The following is a 17,824-nucleotide window of genomic DNA, read 5'->3' as shown; positions in this document are numbered from 1 at the left end:
TCCGCCTGGGCCCGACTCTATGGGCGCGCGAGTGCCCCGCAGACGGAAGGTGGATCCACACCATGGCTCACCCCCGCGCCGGCCAGCCGGCGCTCCCCGAGGACCTGATCGACGTCGCGGCTGTCGAGTCCGCGTACTACGACGTCGCGCCCGACCCGTCGAACCCGGACCAGCGGGTGGTGTTCGGCACTTCCGGGCACCGGGGGAGCTCGCTCAATGCGGCGTTCAACGAGGACCACATCCTGGCGACCACCCAGGCGATCGTCGAATATCGTGCGGCACAGGGCGTCACCGGACCGCTGTACCTGGCGAAGGACACGCATCTCCTGTCGGGCCCCGCGTGGCAGACGGCGGTGGAGGTCCTCGCGGCGAACGAGGTGCGCGTCGAGGTCGACGTCGACGACCGGTTCACCCCTACACCCGCCCTGAGCCACGCGATCCTGCGGCACAACCGCGACGCGGCAGGTCCGCTCGCGGACGGCATCGTCGTCACGCCGTCGCACAACCCGCCTGCCGACGGCGGCTTCAAGTACAACCCGCCCAACGGCGGGCCTGCCGATACCGACGCGACGGCTGCGATCGCCGCCCGCGCCAACGAGATCCTCGAAGGGGGCCTCGCGGACGTGAAGCGGATCCCGCTCGAGCGGGCGCTGGCGTCGGACTTCCTGGGCCGCTTCGACTTCCAGGGATCGTACGTGAACGACTTGCAGAGCGTCGTCGACCTGGCCGCGATCCGCGATGCCGGTGTGCGGATCGGCGCCGACCCCTTGGGGGGCGCGTCCATCGGGTATTGGGCAGCAATCGGCGAGGGCTACAACCTCGACCTCACAGTCGTCAACCCGACCACCGACCCGAAGTTCGCGTTCATGACGCTCGATACCGACGGCAAGATCCGGATGGACTGCAGCTCGCCGAACGCGATGGCGTCGCTGATCGCGAACAAGGATCTGTACGACATCGCGACCGGCAACGACGCCGACTCGGACCGGCACGGCATCGTGACCCCCGACGCCGGCCTGATGAACCCGAACCATTACCTGGCCGTCGCCATCAGCTACCTGTTCGCCAACCGGCCGGGCTGGTCGGCGGATGCCGCGGTGGGGAAGACCCTGGTGTCGTCGTCGATGATCGATCGGGTCGTGTCAGCGCTCGGGCGCCGGCTGCTCGAGGTCCCGGTCGGCTTCAAGTGGTTCGTTCCGGGCCTGCTCGACGGCTCCGTCGGCTTCGGGGGTGAGGAGAGCGCTGGAGCGTCGTTCCTGCGCTTCGACGGCACCGTCTGGTCGACGGACAAGGACGGCATAATCCTGGCGCTGCTCGCGTCGGAGATCATCGCCAAGACCGGCAAGACCCCGTCGCAGCACTTCGCCGAGCTGGGGGAGCGGTACGGTGTGCCCGCCTACCAGCGCATAGACGCACCAGCGAACCGTGAGCAGAAGGCCGTGCTGGCCAGACTCTCGCCAGAGCAGGTGACGGCCACCGAGCTGGCCGGGGAGCCGATCACTGCGACCCTGACGTCGGCCCCCGGGAATGGTGCCCCGATCGGTGGACTCAAGGTCACCACCGAGAACGCCTGGTTCGCTGCCCGGCCGTCCGGCACGGAGGACGTCTACAAGATCTACGCCGAGTCCTTCCGCGGCGACGAGCATCTCGCGCAGGTGCAGAGCGAGGCGAAGGCACTCGTCGACTCGGTCTTGTCAGGCGGGTGACTTCACCGCTCTCAGGCGTTTCGTAGGTCGGGCTCGCTAAGGTGGGGCCGGCCGCACAACGACGAGCAGGAGTGAGAACCACGTGAGCAATGTCCCGAAGATGAAGAAGGGTAAGGGCGGGGGATACGTCCCGACGAAGCAGTCCAACACCCTCGCCTACGTCCTCGGAGGCGTGGCGATCGTGGTGATCATCGCGGTGCTGGGCTTCTTCCTCTGGCACAACTCGAACAGCTCGAAGAACCAGAAGGCGGGGGACAAGGCCGCCGCCGTCGCGCAGTTGTCGAAGTCGGCGACCTTCACCGCGGGCAAGCCCGATGCCAAGACCACCGTCGACATCTTCTCCGACTTCCAGTGCCCCTACTGCGCTCAGCTCGAGCAGCAGTCGGGTGCCGAGATCAGCAAGGCGGTCGACGACGGGTCCCTGCAGGTCCGCTACCACATCGTGAACTTCCTGGACGAGAACAGTGCGTCCGGCGACTACTCGTCGCGCACCGCAGGCGCGATGATCGCGATCGCGAAGTCGTCGATGGCGGCGGACCTCAAGCAGAAGGCGTGGATGGCGACCTACGCCGCGTTGTACGCGAAGCAGCCCAAGGAGAAGGCCGCTGGCGGCTCGTCCGACTGGGCCAACGCCGACATCGCCAAGATCGCCGCCGAGGCCTCTCAGGGAGCCGGCGCCGCGCTGCCGGCCGACGTGACGAAGGCGATCACCGACGGTGCTGACGCTGCCAGCGGCAAGTCGTCCGCCTCGGCCGAGATGCAACTGCTGCAGCAGGTCGGCGGCCAGGGCACCCCGACGGTGCTGCACGACGGCGCGCCCGTCGACGCCCTGGGCAACCCCGGCTGGCTGTCGGGTCTGCTGAAGTAGCGTCGATGCCTGGTGAGGGCTGTGCCATCGGTCAGTCCTCACCAGGCGATTTGGCTTCTCAATGACGCGTGCTGTAAGTTTTTCGACGCGGTTAACGCAAGGGAAAAACCGAATACGGGGCTATGGCGCAGCTGGTAGCGCACCACACTGGCAGTGTGGGGGTCAGGGGTTCGAGTCCCCTTAGCTCCACAGCAAGAAAGCCGCTTCGACCTGCGTCGGGGCGGCTTCTGTTGCATCCGGTCCGGCGGCCGTTCAGGCTCAGTGGAGCAACAATAGGCCAGTGGTTTCGGCGCGCCGGCCGACGTTACAGTCGTGCATTGGCGAAGGGTAGGCGGCCGTGGTGCGCGCGGAATGCGGCAATCATGTCGCTCTCGATAGTCGCGGCGTCCGCGTCGGCTGTTTCTCGCCACGCAACGAGAAGGTCGGCGTGATCAGCGAGCTGCCAGACACGGCGGCCACCTGAGTGCGCGACAGGCTCACCGGTCCCGTAGCGCCGGTACTCGTTCAGCCGCCGCCGCAGCCCGCGTCGACCGCTCACGCCGAGGTTCGCCTTGCCGATGTAGATCACACGGCTCTCCGGTACCCATCGGTCTCCGAGATCGGCGACAAGCTCGGTGGGGTCGACGCCCTTGAAGTGGCCTGCCGGTGACACGTCGAGGAACTGAGGCGGCGTGTCGGTGGGCCGCACGACTACGTAGACGCCAGGCCCACTGGGTACGCCGGCGTCCGGTAGTTCGGCGAATCGGATCCAGCCCGCGAACAGGGAGAGGTCGATCTCGGGCGGTAGGTCACCGCCATCTTGGTGCTCGCTCATCCAAACAGTGAATCACCGGCGGCGCGCATTCGTCGGCCTTCGCACCGGCGCAGAAGTCCTGGCTCCTCTCCGGTGAGTGGCCGTGCCGGGTGGCGACGACGTGAACCGGCGGTCCCGGTCGAGCGTCAGTGACATCGAGGGGTTGCGTAGTCCTTCGAGCTGAATCCGGCGCAAACCGGCACGCGGATGCGCTAGAACTCATTGCTCCACTATTCCGGTGAGACGGGCGTGCCATGATCACGGATGCTACGAGCACGTCGTCATCCCACGCGACCAGCGCAACACAGAGAACATCGTCGGGCCGCGCCGAGTCCGCTTGCAGGCCGCCGCGCTGATCAAGGTGCTCGGTGTTGAGGCCTTGGGATCACTCGCAGCGATCTCAGCGAAATAGGCTGTGGAACAGGTGATTACTCCTCACCGTTGCGCGCCGTTTGCGGCAGCAGCGATGCGAAGACCTCCATGAGGCCGTGGGGTCTTCGCGTTTCAGCTCCCTGATTCGAAGTAAGGTGTGATCTCTCGGACGAACCCCTTTGTGTCATAGGCTGCAAGAGCTTCGAGGAATGCCTCGGTGGCCACTGGTGGGTGGCCGCGTTTGTCGGCGGTTCGGGCGACGCAGGCCACGGCCCGCGCCGGGTTGCGGTGAAGTAGATCCAAGAGAAACCTGTCAGAGCTGCGCGTATGCAACCCCAGTGGCTCCAGGACGGCCTTTGGGAAATGCTTGGTGTTGTCGGTGACGATTGCGGATGCGTGGCCACGCACGGCGGCCGCGACAACGTGGCGGTCGTCGGGGTCAGGCATCCCCATGATCGCCGCTTCGAGCGGCTCCCAGCCCTCCACGCAGGCGTCCTCGAAGGCGTCGTTCATAGCGTCGACCCGCGTGCGAGCCCGCTCCTCGGACACACGGCCCTTCGTCGCCCGCTGGATACCGCGTACCGTCTCTTCCATGATGCGGTCGCTCCACAGTGGGAAATACGCCCGTTGCTCAGCGAATGTCAGTAGCAGATCGACTTTGTAGATCGGTACCAGCACACACGCGTCGAGCACCACGCGAAACCCCGCCATTACTCCTTGCGCTTCTCGGCGATCTCGTGGCGCGCGGTACGTATGGCCTCGTGGTAGTCCTCGGCGGGCACGTCGTACAGGCCGCTTTCCTCGGCGTCGTCCACGAGAGCTTGCAGCGCCTTGCGCCGGTCCACCGCACGCTGCGACCGATAGTCGAGTAGGTCGCCGAGCTCCACGCGCCGGTGACGGCTGCCTTCGACGGTCTCGTAGGGGATTTTGCCGTTTTTCAGCAGCTTGATGAGCGTGGGGCGGCTGATGCCGAGGTAGTCGGCGGCCTCCTGTGTGGAGAGCTTCTGGTCGACCGGAGCGACGACGACCGCGCGGTGAGCGCGCATCGCTCCCACGATCTGCGTCAACGTGCTGTAGACCTCTAGCGGGAGAGGGATTTGCTCCCCATCGGGGCCGAGGAGTGCGGCGGGCTCATCGTGGTGCTCGAGGAACTTCGACAGGTCCATGAGGGCGTCGAGGTCGGTGGCGTCAGTCGGGGGGAAGAACGTTCCTTTTCTACGGGGGGCGGCGGCGGTGCTCATGCAGCCAGTCTGGCGAATAATCGAAATAAACGCAATATCTGGTGGTCGGTTATGGGTGGTCGGCGCGAGCGGGCAACACCTGCCGTACGTCCGCTGCCGCGACAACTCGTGGCCGAATCCGCCGTCTCGCGAATGGCTTCGGCGACAACCCCTATCGGGACCGCGGCCCAAGGCAGGATGTAAGCCACTGATGTGAGCGGTGTCGCGTCACGCTCGGTGCCGCCGACATCCGATCCGGAGTAGTCTGGCTTGCACGCCGCACCGGTGCGGCATGCCGGCCCACGCTACGGGGGCTCCTATGACAAACCAAACAGTTTCAGGAGTCGCTTCATGCCTTTTGAGGCCATCCCCGATGACGCCGATGCACCTATACCGACCAGACGAGCACAGGGGAAGGGCGCCGGACGACCTCGAGTCGGCCAGTTCCGGTTCTACTTCGCCGACGATCGGTGGGAGTGGTCCGACGAGGTGGCCGTGATGCACGGTTACGAGCCGGGAACCGTCACGCCCACAACCGAGCTCATGCTCAGGCATAAGCATCCGGACGATTACGCCGCCGTTGCGGAGAACCTCCGGAACTCCATCGACACGGGTTCTCCCTTCTCCAGCCGCCACCGGATCGTCGACACCCGAGGCGACGTGCATCAGATGGTCGTTGTGGCGGACCGGATGTATGACGACGGGGGCGTCATCGGATCCGAAGGCGTATACGTCGATATCACGGAAGCGATCGACTCGGAGGTCCGCTCCTCGCTGCGCGTGGTGCTGCCTCGCTACACCGCGTCGCGGGAGGCGATCGATCGAGCCAAGGGGATCGTCACGTTCGTCTACGGCGTATCGGCCGACCGCGCGTTCGACATCCTCCGGTGGCGGTCGCAGGAGGCCAATGTGAAGGTGAGACACATCGCCGAGCAGCTCCTGGCGGATGTGGAGGCATCACGGGGGATGCTCATGCCTCGTTCGGCACGGGAAGCGTTCGACCACATCCTCCTCACGACCCACGAGCGCGTCACCCCGGACCGCCCCTCCCGTTCGTAGCCGCACGGATGGACGCAGCGGCTCCGAGTCCCCGGTCGATCATTGCCGGACCACGGGGTAGACCGTGATCGTCGGCGTGCGGGGGGTGACTGCGAACGGCCTTCCCGAGGTGAACCCGGTAGCTTTCGGCAGGCTCAGTGCGCGGGCTTGGGCGTGCAACGGCAGCAGGATGATCCCCTGCCCGTTCGGTGGGGCGAGTGCCAGGTGATCGTCGGAGTAGCCGACGCATCGATATCCCGCGGCGACGACGTGGCCCGGGTCGGGCTGGCTTCCGATATGGACCACGCCACCGTCTTCGCGGCGCACGACGACCCGGGCGACGTCGTCGTCGAGACCGATCGAATACGGCCCGCATGGTGAGACGGCGCGGGTGTCCGTGGGCAACGTCGCGGTCACATCTCCTCGATCGGAAACGGCGAATGTCTCCCGTGCCGGAGAACGGACCGTAGACCGACCAGCCTGAATGATGCTGTCGGCGCCCACAAGCCAGCGGCGCGTCGTGGGGTCGTACGAGACGCGGGCGATCTCCGTCGCGCCGGCCCCGCCGATAGTCGTGAGGGACGTGAAATGCAACGTCACCATGAAATCCGGGGCAGTGACCAACTCCGGCACAGCGGCTGCTGCGGGCTCGGTCGGCGAGTACACGACGACGGCCTTCGCTCCCGCGCTGGTGTCCGCGACGGTATTGACCAGCCGCCCATCGACGAGGTCGAGCGTTCCGGAAGTCGGCTGCCAACTTCGTCCGTTGGTCACGATCACCCTGTCGGGCATGGCGATCCAATCCCTGCCCGCTCCGAGGCAGGCGTAGAGGCCAGAACCGTCGCCAGGTGAGACGACGCGAACGCCGTCATATATGGAGATCACGCCGTCCGGTGCCAGCAGCCAGTCGCCGCACGCCCGTGGCGGTCCGTTGGTCGACTTCCCCTCCCACAGGACCCGGCCGTCGAGGGTGCGTACGCGGTAGCGGGACGGCCCGGCGTCGACCTTCTCCTGAGGTATTCCGATCAGTACTTCGGTGCCTCCGCCGATCGGACGTGCTTCGGAGTCGAGCGTTGCGGTCTTGCGGCCGTCTGTCGCGTACAGGATCGTCTCTGTGGCCGTCTCGGTTGCGAACCCACCGGCGAGCAGGGTGATCGAGCAGGCACATTTCGACGAGGCTGTCACCGGTATCGGCGGAGCGAACCCGACGGTGGTCGGTCGTCGGTTAGTAGGTGACGACGACCGGTGCGATGCCGTCTTTCGCGTAGGACGGTGTGGGATCGACGTTCTCGCCCTCGGGTGCCCGCCATCTCCCCGCCCGATTCGGAGACGACGCGCCAGCCGTCGTGGCCGCCGAGCACCCATCCGTCGGACAGCGGAACGGGCCGGTGCGCCTCATCCGCGGCAGGTATTGAGGCCAGTCGCACTCGCGATCCGGTCGTGAGATCGACGGTGTAGAAGGCGTTCCCGATCTGGCATCCGAGAACACCCGAGCGGGTGCGGGAGCAGGCGTTGAAGCGGGCGTCGAAGTCTTCGCCGACGGTGCTTCCAGCGGCGTCCTTGATCGAATAGCGGTAGTGCTGCGCGGCGGGCGTGGCGAACATCCAGCGCGACTCGGCTGCTGCCACCAGTCGCCCGGGGAACGCGAACAGTTCGGCGGACCGACGGCGTTTTCCCCACCCATCGACTGCCATGTGGTGAACATCGGCGAACGGGGCGCGCCTGATACACGCTGTCATCCGCAGCGGCGTGGCTGCAAGATCAGGCTGGGTGCGGTGGGCCGGGGTCGACGGAGGCGAAGGGGCGCCATGACGTGGACGATCGACACGATCGGTACTCCGGCCAGCGGGATGCGGCTCAGCGGGGTCGGAGCATCTGGACGGCGGTATGGCCAGCCGCGCCGATGGTGCACAGGCCGTGCCTCGATGTCGTTTCATGCGAGGTCCGAGGCGTGGTCATAGGCCCAGTACGCCAGAACGCGAACCGGCCCGTCGGCGAAGGACCATCCCAGCTCGGTGAGCTCGTAGCGGATCTCTTCTTCTTCGACGCGCGCCACCAGCCCGCGCTTCAGCAGCCGATTGAGCGACTGGTGAAGCGCCTTGTCGCTGATGCCTCCGATGGTTGCCATCAGGTCGCGCCGCCGACGGGGACCGCCGCGGAGCACCGCGATCAGAACAGGATCCCAGGTGTGCGCGAGTAGTTCGGCCCCAAGCCGAACGTGACAGTCTGCGCCGAACTGGACACAACCGCCAGCGTGGTCGGAGCCCCAGCTCGCCCGTGCCATCGTCGTGTTCTTCGTTCTTCGTTCCTGGCCGCGCCTACCAATCGGCACACCTACCAAGTGGTAGGAGAGTCACTCGTATGGTAACTGGCATGAATCCGGACAGCACCGACCACACGTCGAGCGGACCTTCCCTCTCTCGCACGAATTCGACTGAGGCCCAACCGGAGTTGGCCTCGGAGCCGGCGGCGTACTGGACGCGTCTCGCCTACGAATCGGTCATCGCGTTCACGCGCGTGCAACAGAGACGCCGCGGTTTCACGCAACCGCAGTTCTGGCTGCTTCGGCATCTGTCTCCTAAAGACCTGGCCATGAACGAGCGCGGACAGACAGTGCCGGAACTGGTAACCGCGATGTCCTCGTACCTGCGGCAGGAAGACGATCTTGCCGCCGAGGCTGCGGTCCTCGTAGAGCGCGGGCTATTGACCACGGATGGTGGTCGGCTGAGGATTACATCGGCGGGCGAGGCTGCCCGCGAGGAATGGGCCGGTGCCGCGGGACCGATCAGAGCCCTGATCCACGACGGGATCGATGATGTGGACTATGCGACCACCGTCAAGGTGCTGCAACGACTGATCCACAACACGCGGCAATAGTGCGGTGTCTTCGCGGTCATGACCCATTCCTGCCCTGAGGCCGGATCGAATGCCGTGAACCAGGGACATCGCACCGGCCGCGGTCCGCTAGCAGGATGCCGCTACTAGTCGCCTGTCGCCCGCCGTCGCCATATCCGGTCGTCATCGACCCTGTCGCCGAGACGGAACGTGCATCGGCCGACCTCGACGAAGCCGTGCCGGCGGTAGAAGTGCTTTGCGCGTTCGTTGTGATCGAACACGGTGAGGTAGATCTCGGGAGCATGCTGTTCGGCGGCGCGGTCGAGTGCCCATTGCATGAGGTGGTCCGCGACGCCTTCCCCGTGCCACGGCTGGAGAACGTAGATCTGCTGTAGCTCCACGGCGCCTGGCAGTGGGTGGGAGGCCGGCGCACGGAGGGGGGTCAGCTTCGCGTAGCCGACGGGCACCGATTCATGGAATGCTGAGAGCCATTGCACGGCTGGGTCGTTCAGGTCCCGCTCCATGGTCCCGCCGGGGCCGTAGTTCTGGTCGAGGAATCGCTCGAAGTCATCGGCCGCGTATAGGTGCGCGAAGGTCTCGGCGAACGATCGGCGCGCCATGGCGCGCAGGGCGGAATGGTCGCGGGTGGTGGGGGAGTCGAAGCGGATCTCGGCAGATGGGTCGGGGCACATGCACTTTCTCCTTCCGATGAGGACACGCTTGCATACAGCGTTGGTCGAGATGCCGCCCGGGGTTCGACGACGTTCCCACAGCTGCGTCACTCGCCGCGTCGTGCGATGACCCGATGCAGCCACGCGATGACCGCCAGCTCGGCGAGGATGTACAGCGCGCCGCTGGCAACCGCCAGAACGTGATCGGCGGTGGTGTGCCCCCACAACCGGATCGGTGCCGACCAGCCGTACGTGAGGAGACCTGCGGCGATCGCCGCCAGCGAATGTCGATCGGTCCACCGCCGACGGCGCACCCACACCGCGAACACGCCCAGCGCGCTGAGGACGCCGCCGGCCATCGTGACAAGACCGACTGCAGTCGGAAGTCGGACCCCGCCGAGCAGCGCTGCCCCGCATGCGAACAGGATCGCGAACAGGTCTGCGGGCGATGTCGTGCGTGCTGCGCTGGAAGCACCGTGGCCCGCACGCGCTGGTGCGTACAGCGCGACGGCGATCAGCACGACCGCGACGACGGCCGCGCCGAGCAGGTGAGGCCACGAGGCGGTGAAGTGACCCCAGGTCTGGTAAGCGGTGGAGAAGGTGACCACGGCGCCGACCAGTAGCAACAAGACACACACGCCGATGCCGCGACGCCTCAGAAGCGGTCGGTGGTGGTCGGGCATCCCCAGCTCGACGATGCCGATCGGCAGGCACATGCTGAACGCCACATGGATGGAGAGCACGAACACGGTCCATGTAGCGCCTATCCCGAGAGCGGGTACGTAGCCACGGTCGAGTAGGTGCGCGCCCGCGTAGCCGGGATTGAACAGCGACTGCCCGAGCAGTCCCTCACCGACGACGGCCCACGCCAGCGCGAGCGCGGCGATAGACGGCCATCCGAGTCCACGCCGGCGTGCGACCTCACGGATCAGCAGCGCGGCTGCGCCGTACCAGGGCGCCAGCACGACGAGCAACGGGAGAAGCACCACAGGGAAGTCGCCGAGGAAGAACTCACCGATCAGAGGTGCCAGCACGTAGAGGCGGAGAACGGGACCAGCAAATAACTTAGTCACAAAGATATTGTAGCAACTAAGATAACGAACGGCTGAGATAACATCGGGGACGTGCCCGATCCCACCCCCGGAGAACTGCTGGGACGTGAATTCATCACGGCGGTGGTGATGTTCCACGAGGCCGTCGGCCGGTCGCTGGGCCTCACCGCAGTCGAGCGCAAGACGTTGGACGTCTTGCGCAGACTCGGCCCCGTCTCCGCGTCGCAACTGGTCGAACACACCGGTCTCACGTCGGGCGCGGTCACCGGGCTCGTCGATCGGCTCGTACGTCGGGGCTTCGCGGAGCGCGCACCCGACTCACAGGACCGTCGACGAATACTGGTGACACTCAAGCCCGACCCGGCGTTGGATCGACAGCTCGCCGATGTGTTCGGGCCCCTCGGTGCAGACATGGCCGGCATGCTCGACGAGAGGTTCACGCCGGAACAGCAGCAGGCGATCTCCGACTTCCAGCGAGCCACCACCGACATCCTCCGGCGGCACACCGCGCGGCTGTCCCGCGGCGACTTGTAGCGACCTCCTCAGCGTTGGAGGAATGCGAGTACGGCGCGCACCCGGCGGTTGCTGTCGGACGAATCCTGCAGGCCGAGCTTGGCGAAGATGCTGTTGGTGTGCTTGGCGACCGACTTCTCGGTGATGAACAACTCGCGCCCGATCGCTGCGTTGGAGTGGCCCTGTGCCATGTACTCGAGGACCTCGCGCTCCCGAGCGGTCAGGGAGGCGAGCCGGCCGCCCGGCGCCTGCCCGCCCACGATCCGCGACACCACCGTGGGGTCCAGTACCGTGCCGCCGCTCGCGACCTGCCGTGCGGCGTCGATGAACCGGGTGACGTCGGTGACTCGGTCCTTGAGCAGATAGCCGATGGCGCCGGAGGCGTCGGCGAGCAATTCGCGGGCGTACAGCTGCTCGACATACTGCGACAGCACCATCACGGGGAGACCCGGCACCTCGGCGCGCGCTCGCAGTGCGGCGCGTAGTCCTTCGTCGGTGAAGCTCGGTGGCATCCGGACATCCACGATCGATAGATCGGGCCTGTGGTCGAGCATGGCGGTGAGCAGTTCGGGTCCGGATCCCGCCTGCGCGACCACGTCCCACCCCTGGGCGGTGAACATCGCAGCCAGACCGGCGCGCAACAGGTGGCTGTCCTCACCGAGCACGATCCGCATCTAGAAGGCTCCGTCGTCGGTGGGGACGGTGATGGTCACCGTCGTCGGTCCGCCGCCGGGACTCGACACTCTCAGCGTGCCGCCGAACGGCTCCAGGCGCTCGCGCAACCCTGTGAGGCCGCTGCCGGCCCCGACCCTAGCCCCGCCCCGTCCGTCGTCGACTACGGTGACCGTCAGCGCCGCGTCCGCGAGGCGGATCGTCACGCGGGCGGCGGCCGCACCGGAATGCTTGGCCACGTTGGTGAGACACTCCGCGATGCAGAAGTAGGCGACAGGCTCGATCGCGGCTGGAACCTCTGCGGTGTCGTCGGCGTCGACCGCGACCTCGAGCGGGAGGTCCAGTGCCAACGCCCGGACGGCCCCGACGAGCCCACGGTCGGCGAGCACCGGTGGGCGGATCGCGCGCATGACCGAGCGCAGTTCTTCGATCACAGTCGCCGCTGCGCCCCGGACGTCGCGGAGGAGTCGCTCCGCCTCGTCGGGATCCGAACGCACCGCGTCCTCGGCGAGTGCGGCCGACATGCTCAGGGCGATCAGCCGCGCCTGCGGTCCGTCGTGCAGGTCCCGTTCGATGCGTTGCAGCGTCACGGCCTCGTCGGCGGCGGCGCGGCGGCGGCCTCGCGCCATCGTCTCGACCCGCGCGGCGAGCTCGGAGCCCGCGCCCGCCGTCGACGAGACGGCCCACAGGTGCGTCCCGACCGTGGCGCACAGCGTGGCGACGACGAAGATCGGCCAGAAGAAGCCGCCACCGGACAGTACCCACGCCATGAAGTCGGCCGATGCCATCACCGTCGCTATCGCCCCGTGGACCGCGAGCGGTCGTTCGGCCCCTGGGCGCGCAGTCCACGCCAGCCGCAGCGCGAACTGGGCCGCGAGCGCGATGACGAGCCCGAACCACACCCATCGAAACCAGAATTCGCCCGTCGCGAGGGAGACGACAGTGGCGAGGCCGCCGACGGCGAGGACCGCCAGGGTGAGCAGATGCGTCGGTCGGTCGGTGGTCGCTCGTCGCGCGACTGCCCCTGCGGCGCGCCGCAATAGCGCTTCCGTCACCGTCGTCCTCCCTACCGTCGCCCGTAGACCAGTCGGCGAAGTGCCACCTCGGCCGGGCCGCGCCGTCCAGCCGAGTCGAGGCACCAGGCGACGAACACCGTCGTCGCCCACACCGCGACCGCCACGGCGGCTGCGACCAGCGCGCGGTCACCGTATCGTGTCAGCTGCCACGCTAGCGGTGACAGCAGCAGCATCCACGCCACCGACTGAAACAGATAGCCCGACAACGAGTTCCTGCCCAGCGCCGCGACCGCCTTGACGACCGGGTTCTGCGGCCGGCCAGCCGACCGTGCGCGCCGGGTGAGTCGGGTGGCCACGAGCGCGAACAGCGCCACGTAGCCGGGCCCGCCGTACTCTCCGCTCACCGCATGCAGCCTGGCGACGAGTTCGACGGATCCCTGGTCGAGGTGCACGAGGCCTCCGGCGACCAGCGCGTAGGGCAGCGCGCCGAGGAACGTGATAGTAAGCGCCACGGTCGCTGTCGAAACGAGCAGCCGACGGTGCCGCTCCGGGTGTTCCAGAATCTGCCGCTTGGCCGCCCACATTCCGAGCCACACCACCACGATGAAGGGCAGAACCGTCAGCGTGTGGACCGGCCACTCCTGTAGCCGGTGTACGAGCGAGCCGACGTAAGTGGTCGCTGCAAGTGAGGGATTCGGCGAGTTCACCAACGTGGCATCGCCCCCGTGCAGGCCGGTGGCCGAGGACGCCGTGAGTACCAGGTACGCCGTCTGGATCGCCCAGACGACCAGGACCAGCCGATGGAACCGCTCGGACCGCGGCAGCAACAGTACCGTCGCCACCAGCCCGACGATGCCGTAGGCGCCGAGGAAGTCGCCGAAATACAGCAGTACCGCGTGCACTGCGCCGAACACGACGAGCCAGGCGTTGCGGCGCAGCAGGATCCGGCGCGGCGCGACTCCTCTCACGGTGCAGTGCGCGGCCAGCTGCACGAGGCCGTAGCCGAACATCACCGCGAAAACAGGGTAGGCGCGGCTGTCGACGAACAGCACCATGCAGATGTTCAGGATTCGTCCGGGGAGGCTGTGTGGATCGGGCTCGAGGCCGGGTTGGCCGGCGAAGGCGACATTCCCCGCGTTGGCGAGAGCGATGAACAGCAGCATCGCGCCGCGGACGAGGTCTGGGGTCAGGATGCGTTCTCGGCTTGCCACCGGGGCGGCGCGATGGTCGTGGATGGTCATGTATCCACCTTCGGCCGGAACCGTGCGCCGACCCACCCGAGCAGCACCCCGACAGTGGTGGACCTACTACCCCCTTGGTCGCCGCGGGCGGAGGCGGTGCTCGTCCCGGGAGATCAACGGTGCGCAGTCGACTCCGCCACAGCGCTGGTCGCCGACAAGCCGCTCTCTACCGCAGCCGGTTTCGCGTCCGATACCTCCTCGGCTGCCCGATGATTCCCCGCTCGACGTCGATCGGATGAGGAGATGCATCGATTCACGCGGATCACCGAGGGCGTCACCGGCGCCCGAGGGCTTCGAGAACTGCCAGGAACGACGGCCGTTGTGCCGGCGCGATCGCCGAGAGCAGGTGGGCACGAACAGCGTCGGCGTGCACCGGGCGTGCCGCATCCGCGAGTTCCCGCCCGCGCGCGGTGACGAGGACATCGACACCACCGCTGGCTTCGCGTCGTTCCACCAGCCCGCGCTCGCACATCCGAGTGAGTTGATGTGACAGTCGGCTGCGGTGCCAGCCCATGCTGGCCGCCAGCTCGCTCTGACGCAGTCGGCCGTCGCCGAGCTCGACCACGCGGGTCAGAATGCCGAAGTCCGGGTCGGATAGCCCGGTGGCCTTCACGATGTCGTCCGCAACCGCACTTCGTACTGCCTCCGACGCGCGTTTCCACGCGTACCAGAGTTCGAGTTCCGCCGGTTCCAGTCTGGTCACGCGGGCAGCCTATCTCTGTTGTCACAGCAACACGACGCAGACTAACGTGTTGATATGACAACATTGAAGGATGCGAATGTACTCGCCGACGTCGGTGGGAGCGTCGCGCTCGTCACCGGCGCCAACAAGGGCATCGGCAAGGAGATCGCGCGTGGCCTCGCCCGGCGGGGAATGGTCGTGATGCTCGGCGCTCGAGACGTCGACCGCGGTATGGAGGCGGCCGGGGAGTTGTCCGCAGACGGGCACGTGGAGCCCGTGTGCCTGGACGTGACAGACGAGGAGTCGGTGAGGGCGGCGATCGAGACGATCGCGAGACGGCACGGACGTCTGGATGCTCTCGTCAACAACGCCGGTACCAACGTGGGATATCAGAAGCCGAGTGAGGTCGGTGCCGCCGAGTTCCGGCAGGTCTACGAGACCAATGTCTTCGGTCCTGTCACCGTCACCAACGCGGCGCTGCCGCTTCTGCGGGGCGGTCAGGCGGGGCGCATTGTGAACGTCAGCAGCATGCGCGGCTCGATCGCCGCCGACGGGGCGTGGGTCGCCCAACCGTCCATGCCGTACTCGACGTCCAAGACCGCCCTCAACGCCATCACGGCGCATTATGCGAACCATCTGCGCGACACGCCGATCAAGGTCAATGCGGCGTCGCCGGGGCATGTCGCCACCGACTTCAACCACTACGCAGGTCATCTCACGCCCGAGGTGGGCGCTCAGATCTTCGTGACACTCGCGACGCTCGGCCCGGACGGGCCGACGGGAGCCTTCTTCGACTACACGGGCGATCCGCTGCCGTGGTGACGGACGCGAAGCGCGCCGTCCGCGCGTCTCACGTTCTGTTGCTCGCGCGCGTCTGCATGATGGAAGACGGAGGTGATCGCGATGGACACGCGACATTCGGTGATCGACACACGACTGGGCGAGATCACGATGACAGCCCGCGATACCGGGCTGACCGGCTTGTACTTCGAGGGCCACAAGTACCTGCCGGGGGCCGACGCCTACGGCGAGCGGGTCGATGCCGCGGCCGATCCGTTGCTCGCGCAGGCGGTGAGGGAGCTCGACGAATACCTGCGAGGGGAGCGCAGGATGTTCGGTGTGCCGGTGGCTACATCCGGTGACGTCTTCTCGGAGCGGGTGTGGGAGATGCTGCGCGCCATACCGTTCGGGGAGACCACGACATACGGAGCCCTGGCGACGCGGCTGGGCGACCGGCATCTCGCACAGGCGGTGGGCCAGGCGGTCGGCCACAACCCGGTGAGCATCGTGATCCCGTGCCATCGCGTGGTCGGCGCCGACGGCTCCCTCACCGGGTACGCCGGCGGTCTCGACCGCAAGCGCTGGCTGCTCGATCACGAGGAGCCTGCCGAGGCGTCCGCCGCGCGGCTGTTCTAGTCGATGCGTGCGGCGATCGCGGAACAGGCCGGGCGACTGGCGGACGTGGTGCGGGTGCGCGAGATCGAGGAGCCGACGCCCGGGCCCGGTGAGGTGACGGTGCGGATGCTCGCGACCACCGTGAACCCATCCGACGCCGTGACGGTGTCGGGTGCATACGGCTCGCGCACCAGGTTTCCTCTGGTGCCCGGTTTCGAAGGCGTGGGCGTCGTCGAGTGTGCGGGCGCGGGGGTGCCCCCGGACGAGGTCGGTCGGCGCGTTCTACCCCTGGGGTCCGCCGGCAACTGGCAGCAGCTCCGAACCGTCGATGCGGGGTGGTGTGTGGGCGTCCCCGACGATATCGATGACGAGACCGCGTGCTTCGCCTATATCAACCCGCTCACCGCGTTTCTCATGGTGGAACGATTCGCGTCCGAGGCACGCACCGCTGTGGTCACCGCCGCGACCTCGACGATCGCGGGCCACCTGGCAGAGCTCCTGTCCCGGCAAGGCATAGCGCCCACGGGTGTCGTCCGCGTCTCGTCCGCATCGCGCGTCGCCGATCCTCCACTGTGGCGCAGTGTGATTCGCGACGGCGATCCGCTCCCGGCGGCCGATGTCGTGTTCGACTGCGTGGGCGGGCGGCTGGCCCCTGACCTCGTCGAGGCGCTCACGCCGGGCGGTGTCCTGGTGCATTACGGCCTACTGTCGGGTGCCCCTCTGCCCGCGGCCTGCTTCTCCGGTCGACGGGGTACGCGCGTGGAGATGTTCCGTCTCCGCGATACGGTCCACAGCGGCTCGCGCGGGGACCTAGCGGCGCTCATGGACCCGGTGTTCGGCCACCTACGTGCCGGGCGCCTGCGCACCGCGGTCTCCGACAGGGTGCGGCTGACGGACCTGCCCACAGCGCTCGCGGAGCAGGTCGGGTCGACCGCGCCGAGGTCCGAGCGGAGCGGGAAGCTGCTCATCGATCCCCAGGCCTGATGGCGGATACCCTACGGTCTCGGGAGCAGAAGACCGAGGCACGCGACGCCGGCCCGATCCGTCAGCCCAGGCCGTCGAGTATCAGGTCGATCCCAGCGAGGAACTGCTCGCGGTCGTCGTGGTCTCGCAACTGCTCGGCTGCCCGGTGCAGGAAGGGGTAGGCGGCTGGGTCCCGCGACGCCCACAGCTCAGCGGCGCCCGCGAGGACCTCGTTGCGGCCGGCCGTGTGACGCATACGAGCGTTGGCCGCGTTCTGGCCGGCCACGCCGAGGATGTAGCTGACCAGAGCCGACGCCGAGAAGAACTGCGCCGCTTCAGGAACGCCGAGCGGCGCGAGTCTTCCGCCTACGCCCTCGTAGATCTCCAGCATGGCGTCCTGCCAGGGGTCGTGGCCGAGATGCGCCCCCACCCAGGGGTGTTCGTCGATCGCGTCGAACAGGGCGAGCGCGAGTCGCCGGATCGCCTCGCGTGGGTCGGAGTCCGCGAGGCCTTCCAAGGCGTGTCCCACGACGGTGTCCGTCGCCGCCGCCAGCAACTCCGACTTCCCCGCGACGTGGTGGTAGATCGCCCCGGGCCCCGTCGACAGTCGACGGGCGAGCGTACGGAAGGTGAGTGCTGACTCACCCTCGGCGTCGAGGATCTCGATCGCCACGTCGACGATGCGGTCCCTGGACAGGGCGTCGCTGCTGCGACGTCTCGGTGTCATGCCTCCATCTTGACACAGGATGGAACGATGTTCCAAGATGTGTTGGAACATCGTTCCAAT

The 17,824-nt window shown here is 67.3% G+C and carries 21 protein-coding genes and 1 tRNA gene; 9 read left to right on the top strand and 13 right to left on the bottom strand.

Features of this window, described 5'->3' with window-relative positions; genetic code table 11:
- Window positions 1–62 precede the first annotated feature (62 nt).
- From pgm to P0W64_RS07725, 3 genes are all read left to right on the top strand, one after another.
- The gene (gene pgm, locus P0W64_RS07735) at window positions 63–1,706 is read left to right on the top strand and encodes a phosphoglucomutase (alpha-D-glucose-1,6-bisphosphate-dependent) (protein WP_275479500.1); all 1,644 of its coding nucleotides are present in this window, start codon (window positions 63–65) and stop codon (window positions 1,704–1,706) included.
- An 82-nt stretch (window positions 1,707–1,788) separates the two neighbouring features.
- A complete protein-coding gene (locus P0W64_RS07730) occupies window positions 1,789–2,574 on the top strand; it encodes a thioredoxin domain-containing protein (protein WP_275479499.1) in 786 nt (261 codons plus the stop codon).
- 116 nt (window positions 2,575–2,690) lie between these two features.
- A tRNA-Ala gene (locus tag P0W64_RS07725) sits at window positions 2,691–2,763 on the top strand.
- A gap of 115 nt (window positions 2,764–2,878) precedes the next feature.
- Here P0W64_RS07725 and P0W64_RS07720 read toward each other — a convergent pair.
- From P0W64_RS07720 to P0W64_RS07710, 3 genes are all read right to left on the bottom strand, one after another.
- Window positions 2,879–3,388, bottom strand: coding sequence for a hypothetical protein (locus P0W64_RS07720; RefSeq protein WP_275479498.1), 510 nt, complete (start codon window positions 3,386–3,388; stop codon window positions 2,879–2,881).
- A gap of 483 nt (window positions 3,389–3,871) precedes the next feature.
- Entirely contained in the window at window positions 3,872–4,435 is a 564-nt protein-coding gene (locus tag P0W64_RS07715) for a PIN domain-containing protein (RefSeq protein ID WP_275479497.1), read from the bottom strand.
- 14 nt (window positions 4,436–4,449) lie between these two features.
- Window positions 4,450–4,980 (bottom strand): helix-turn-helix domain-containing protein, encoded by a 531-nt coding sequence (locus P0W64_RS07710; RefSeq protein ID WP_275479496.1) that lies wholly within the window; start codon window positions 4,978–4,980, stop codon window positions 4,450–4,452.
- Window positions 4,981–5,310: 330 nt separating this feature from the next.
- On the opposite strand from P0W64_RS07710, the gene P0W64_RS07705 reads away from it, so the two are divergent.
- Window positions 5,311–6,018, top strand: a complete 708-nt coding sequence (locus P0W64_RS07705) for a PAS and ANTAR domain-containing protein (RefSeq protein WP_275479495.1) — start codon at window positions 5,311–5,313, stop codon at window positions 6,016–6,018.
- A 39-nt stretch (window positions 6,019–6,057) separates the two neighbouring features.
- On the opposite strand, the gene P0W64_RS07700 is transcribed toward P0W64_RS07705, so the two are convergent.
- From P0W64_RS07700 to P0W64_RS07690, 3 genes are all read right to left on the bottom strand, one after another.
- Window positions 6,058–7,182 (bottom strand): hypothetical protein, encoded by a 1,125-nt coding sequence (locus P0W64_RS07700; RefSeq protein ID WP_275479494.1) that lies wholly within the window; start codon window positions 7,180–7,182, stop codon window positions 6,058–6,060.
- The gene (locus P0W64_RS07695; protein ID WP_275479493.1) at window positions 7,179–7,691 is read right to left on the bottom strand and encodes a hypothetical protein; all 513 of its coding nucleotides are present in this window, start codon (window positions 7,689–7,691) and stop codon (window positions 7,179–7,181) included. Before P0W64_RS07695 ends, P0W64_RS07700 begins: the two co-directional genes overlap by 4 nt.
- Before the next feature lie 239 nt (window positions 7,692–7,930).
- Entirely contained in the window at window positions 7,931–8,281 is a 351-nt protein-coding gene (locus tag P0W64_RS07690) for a helix-turn-helix domain-containing protein (RefSeq protein WP_275479492.1), read from the bottom strand.
- An 89-nt stretch (window positions 8,282–8,370) separates the two neighbouring features.
- Here P0W64_RS07690 and P0W64_RS07685 point away from each other — a divergent pair, with 89 nt between their 5' ends.
- Window positions 8,371–8,874: a MarR family transcriptional regulator gene (locus P0W64_RS07685; RefSeq protein WP_275479491.1), complete on the top strand. Its 504-nt coding sequence runs from the start codon at window positions 8,371–8,373 to the stop codon at window positions 8,872–8,874.
- Between the two features lie 104 nt (window positions 8,875–8,978).
- Here the strand turns inward: P0W64_RS07685 and P0W64_RS07680 are convergent, their stop codons facing one another.
- Both P0W64_RS07680 and P0W64_RS07675 read right to left on the bottom strand, forming a co-directional pair.
- Entirely contained in the window at window positions 8,979–9,524 is a 546-nt protein-coding gene (locus P0W64_RS07680) for a GNAT family N-acetyltransferase (protein ID WP_275479490.1), read from the bottom strand.
- An 86-nt stretch (window positions 9,525–9,610) separates the two neighbouring features.
- The gene (locus P0W64_RS07675; RefSeq protein WP_275479489.1) at window positions 9,611–10,576 is read right to left on the bottom strand and encodes a hypothetical protein; all 966 of its coding nucleotides are present in this window, start codon (window positions 10,574–10,576) and stop codon (window positions 9,611–9,613) included.
- Window positions 10,577–10,627: 51 nt separating this feature from the next.
- On the opposite strand from P0W64_RS07675, the gene P0W64_RS07670 reads away from it, so the two are divergent.
- The gene (locus tag P0W64_RS07670; RefSeq protein WP_275479488.1) at window positions 10,628–11,089 is read left to right on the top strand and encodes a MarR family transcriptional regulator; all 462 of its coding nucleotides are present in this window, start codon (window positions 10,628–10,630) and stop codon (window positions 11,087–11,089) included.
- 8 nt (window positions 11,090–11,097) lie between these two features.
- Here P0W64_RS07670 and P0W64_RS07665 read toward each other — a convergent pair whose 3' ends face one another.
- The 4 genes from P0W64_RS07665 to P0W64_RS07650 all read right to left on the bottom strand — a co-directional run bounded on the left by P0W64_RS07665 (window position 11,098) and on the right by P0W64_RS07650 (window position 14,700).
- Window positions 11,098–11,742, bottom strand: a complete 645-nt coding sequence (locus tag P0W64_RS07665; protein WP_275479487.1) for a response regulator transcription factor — start codon at window positions 11,740–11,742, stop codon at window positions 11,098–11,100.
- The gene (locus P0W64_RS07660; RefSeq protein ID WP_275479486.1) at window positions 11,743–12,795 is read right to left on the bottom strand and encodes a histidine kinase; all 1,053 of its coding nucleotides are present in this window, start codon (window positions 12,793–12,795) and stop codon (window positions 11,743–11,745) included. It lies immediately after the preceding gene.
- Between the two features lie 11 nt (window positions 12,796–12,806).
- Window positions 12,807–13,997, bottom strand: coding sequence for a DUF418 domain-containing protein (locus P0W64_RS07655; protein ID WP_275479485.1), 1,191 nt, complete (start codon window positions 13,995–13,997; stop codon window positions 12,807–12,809).
- Between the two features lie 274 nt (window positions 13,998–14,271).
- Window positions 14,272–14,700 (bottom strand): MarR family winged helix-turn-helix transcriptional regulator, encoded by a 429-nt coding sequence (locus P0W64_RS07650; protein WP_275479484.1) that lies wholly within the window; start codon window positions 14,698–14,700, stop codon window positions 14,272–14,274.
- Between the two features lie 54 nt (window positions 14,701–14,754).
- Here P0W64_RS07650 and P0W64_RS07645 point away from each other — a divergent pair, with 54 nt between their 5' ends.
- From P0W64_RS07645 to P0W64_RS07635, 3 genes are all read left to right on the top strand, one after another.
- Window positions 14,755–15,501 (top strand): SDR family oxidoreductase, encoded by a 747-nt coding sequence (locus tag P0W64_RS07645; RefSeq protein ID WP_275479483.1) that lies wholly within the window; start codon window positions 14,755–14,757, stop codon window positions 15,499–15,501.
- A gap of 81 nt (window positions 15,502–15,582) precedes the next feature.
- The gene (locus tag P0W64_RS07640; protein ID WP_275479482.1) at window positions 15,583–16,095 is read left to right on the top strand and encodes a methylated-DNA--[protein]-cysteine S-methyltransferase; all 513 of its coding nucleotides are present in this window, start codon (window positions 15,583–15,585) and stop codon (window positions 16,093–16,095) included.
- Window positions 16,096–16,098: 3 nt separating this feature from the next.
- Entirely contained in the window at window positions 16,099–17,058 is a 960-nt protein-coding gene (locus tag P0W64_RS07635; protein ID WP_275479481.1) for a zinc-dependent alcohol dehydrogenase family protein, read from the top strand.
- A gap of 61 nt (window positions 17,059–17,119) precedes the next feature.
- Here P0W64_RS07635 and P0W64_RS07630 read toward each other — a convergent pair whose 3' ends face one another.
- Window positions 17,120–17,764 (bottom strand): TetR/AcrR family transcriptional regulator C-terminal domain-containing protein, encoded by a 645-nt coding sequence (locus P0W64_RS07630; RefSeq protein WP_275479480.1) that lies wholly within the window; start codon window positions 17,762–17,764, stop codon window positions 17,120–17,122.
- Window positions 17,765–17,824 lie beyond the last annotated feature (60 nt).

The sequence above is a fragment of the Tsukamurella sp. 8F genome (assembly GCF_029167375.1).
Lineage (GTDB): Bacteria > Actinomycetota > Actinomycetes > Mycobacteriales > Mycobacteriaceae > Tsukamurella.
This window is presented reverse-complemented; position numbering and strand designations above follow the sequence as displayed.

Bases quoted from the DNA above. Each gene is read 5' to 3' on its own strand.
- pgm (WP_275479500.1), top strand. From the start codon at position 63: ATGGCTCACCCCCGCGCCGGCCAGCCGGCGCTCCCCGAGGACCTGATC.
- P0W64_RS07720 (WP_275479498.1), bottom strand. From the start codon at position 3,388: ATGAGCGAGCACCAAGATGGCGGTGACCTACCGCCCGAGATCGACCTC.
- P0W64_RS07710 (WP_275479496.1), bottom strand. From the start codon at position 4,980: ATGAGCACCGCCGCCGCCCCCCGTAGAAAAGGAACGTTCTTCCCCCCG.
- P0W64_RS07705 (WP_275479495.1), top strand. From the start codon at position 5,311: ATGCCTTTTGAGGCCATCCCCGATGACGCCGATGCACCTATACCGACC.
- P0W64_RS07695 (WP_275479493.1), bottom strand. From the start codon at position 7,691: ATGGCAGTCGATGGGTGGGGAAAACGCCGTCGGTCCGCCGAACTGTTC.
- P0W64_RS07690 (WP_275479492.1), bottom strand. From the start codon at position 8,281: ATGGCACGGGCGAGCTGGGGCTCCGACCACGCTGGCGGTTGTGTCCAG.
- P0W64_RS07685 (WP_275479491.1), top strand. From the start codon at position 8,371: ATGAATCCGGACAGCACCGACCACACGTCGAGCGGACCTTCCCTCTCT.
- P0W64_RS07680 (WP_275479490.1), bottom strand. From the start codon at position 9,524: ATGTGCCCCGACCCATCTGCCGAGATCCGCTTCGACTCCCCCACCACC.
- P0W64_RS07665 (WP_275479487.1), bottom strand. From the start codon at position 11,742: ATGCGGATCGTGCTCGGTGAGGACAGCCACCTGTTGCGCGCCGGTCTG.
- P0W64_RS07655 (WP_275479485.1), bottom strand. From the start codon at position 13,997: ATGACCATCCACGACCATCGCGCCGCCCCGGTGGCAAGCCGAGAACGC.
- P0W64_RS07645 (WP_275479483.1), top strand. From the start codon at position 14,755: ATGACAACATTGAAGGATGCGAATGTACTCGCCGACGTCGGTGGGAGC.
- P0W64_RS07640 (WP_275479482.1), top strand. From the start codon at position 15,583: ATGGACACGCGACATTCGGTGATCGACACACGACTGGGCGAGATCACG.
- P0W64_RS07635 (WP_275479481.1), top strand. From the start codon at position 16,099: ATGCGTGCGGCGATCGCGGAACAGGCCGGGCGACTGGCGGACGTGGTG.
- P0W64_RS07630 (WP_275479480.1), bottom strand. From the start codon at position 17,764: ATGACACCGAGACGTCGCAGCAGCGACGCCCTGTCCAGGGACCGCATC.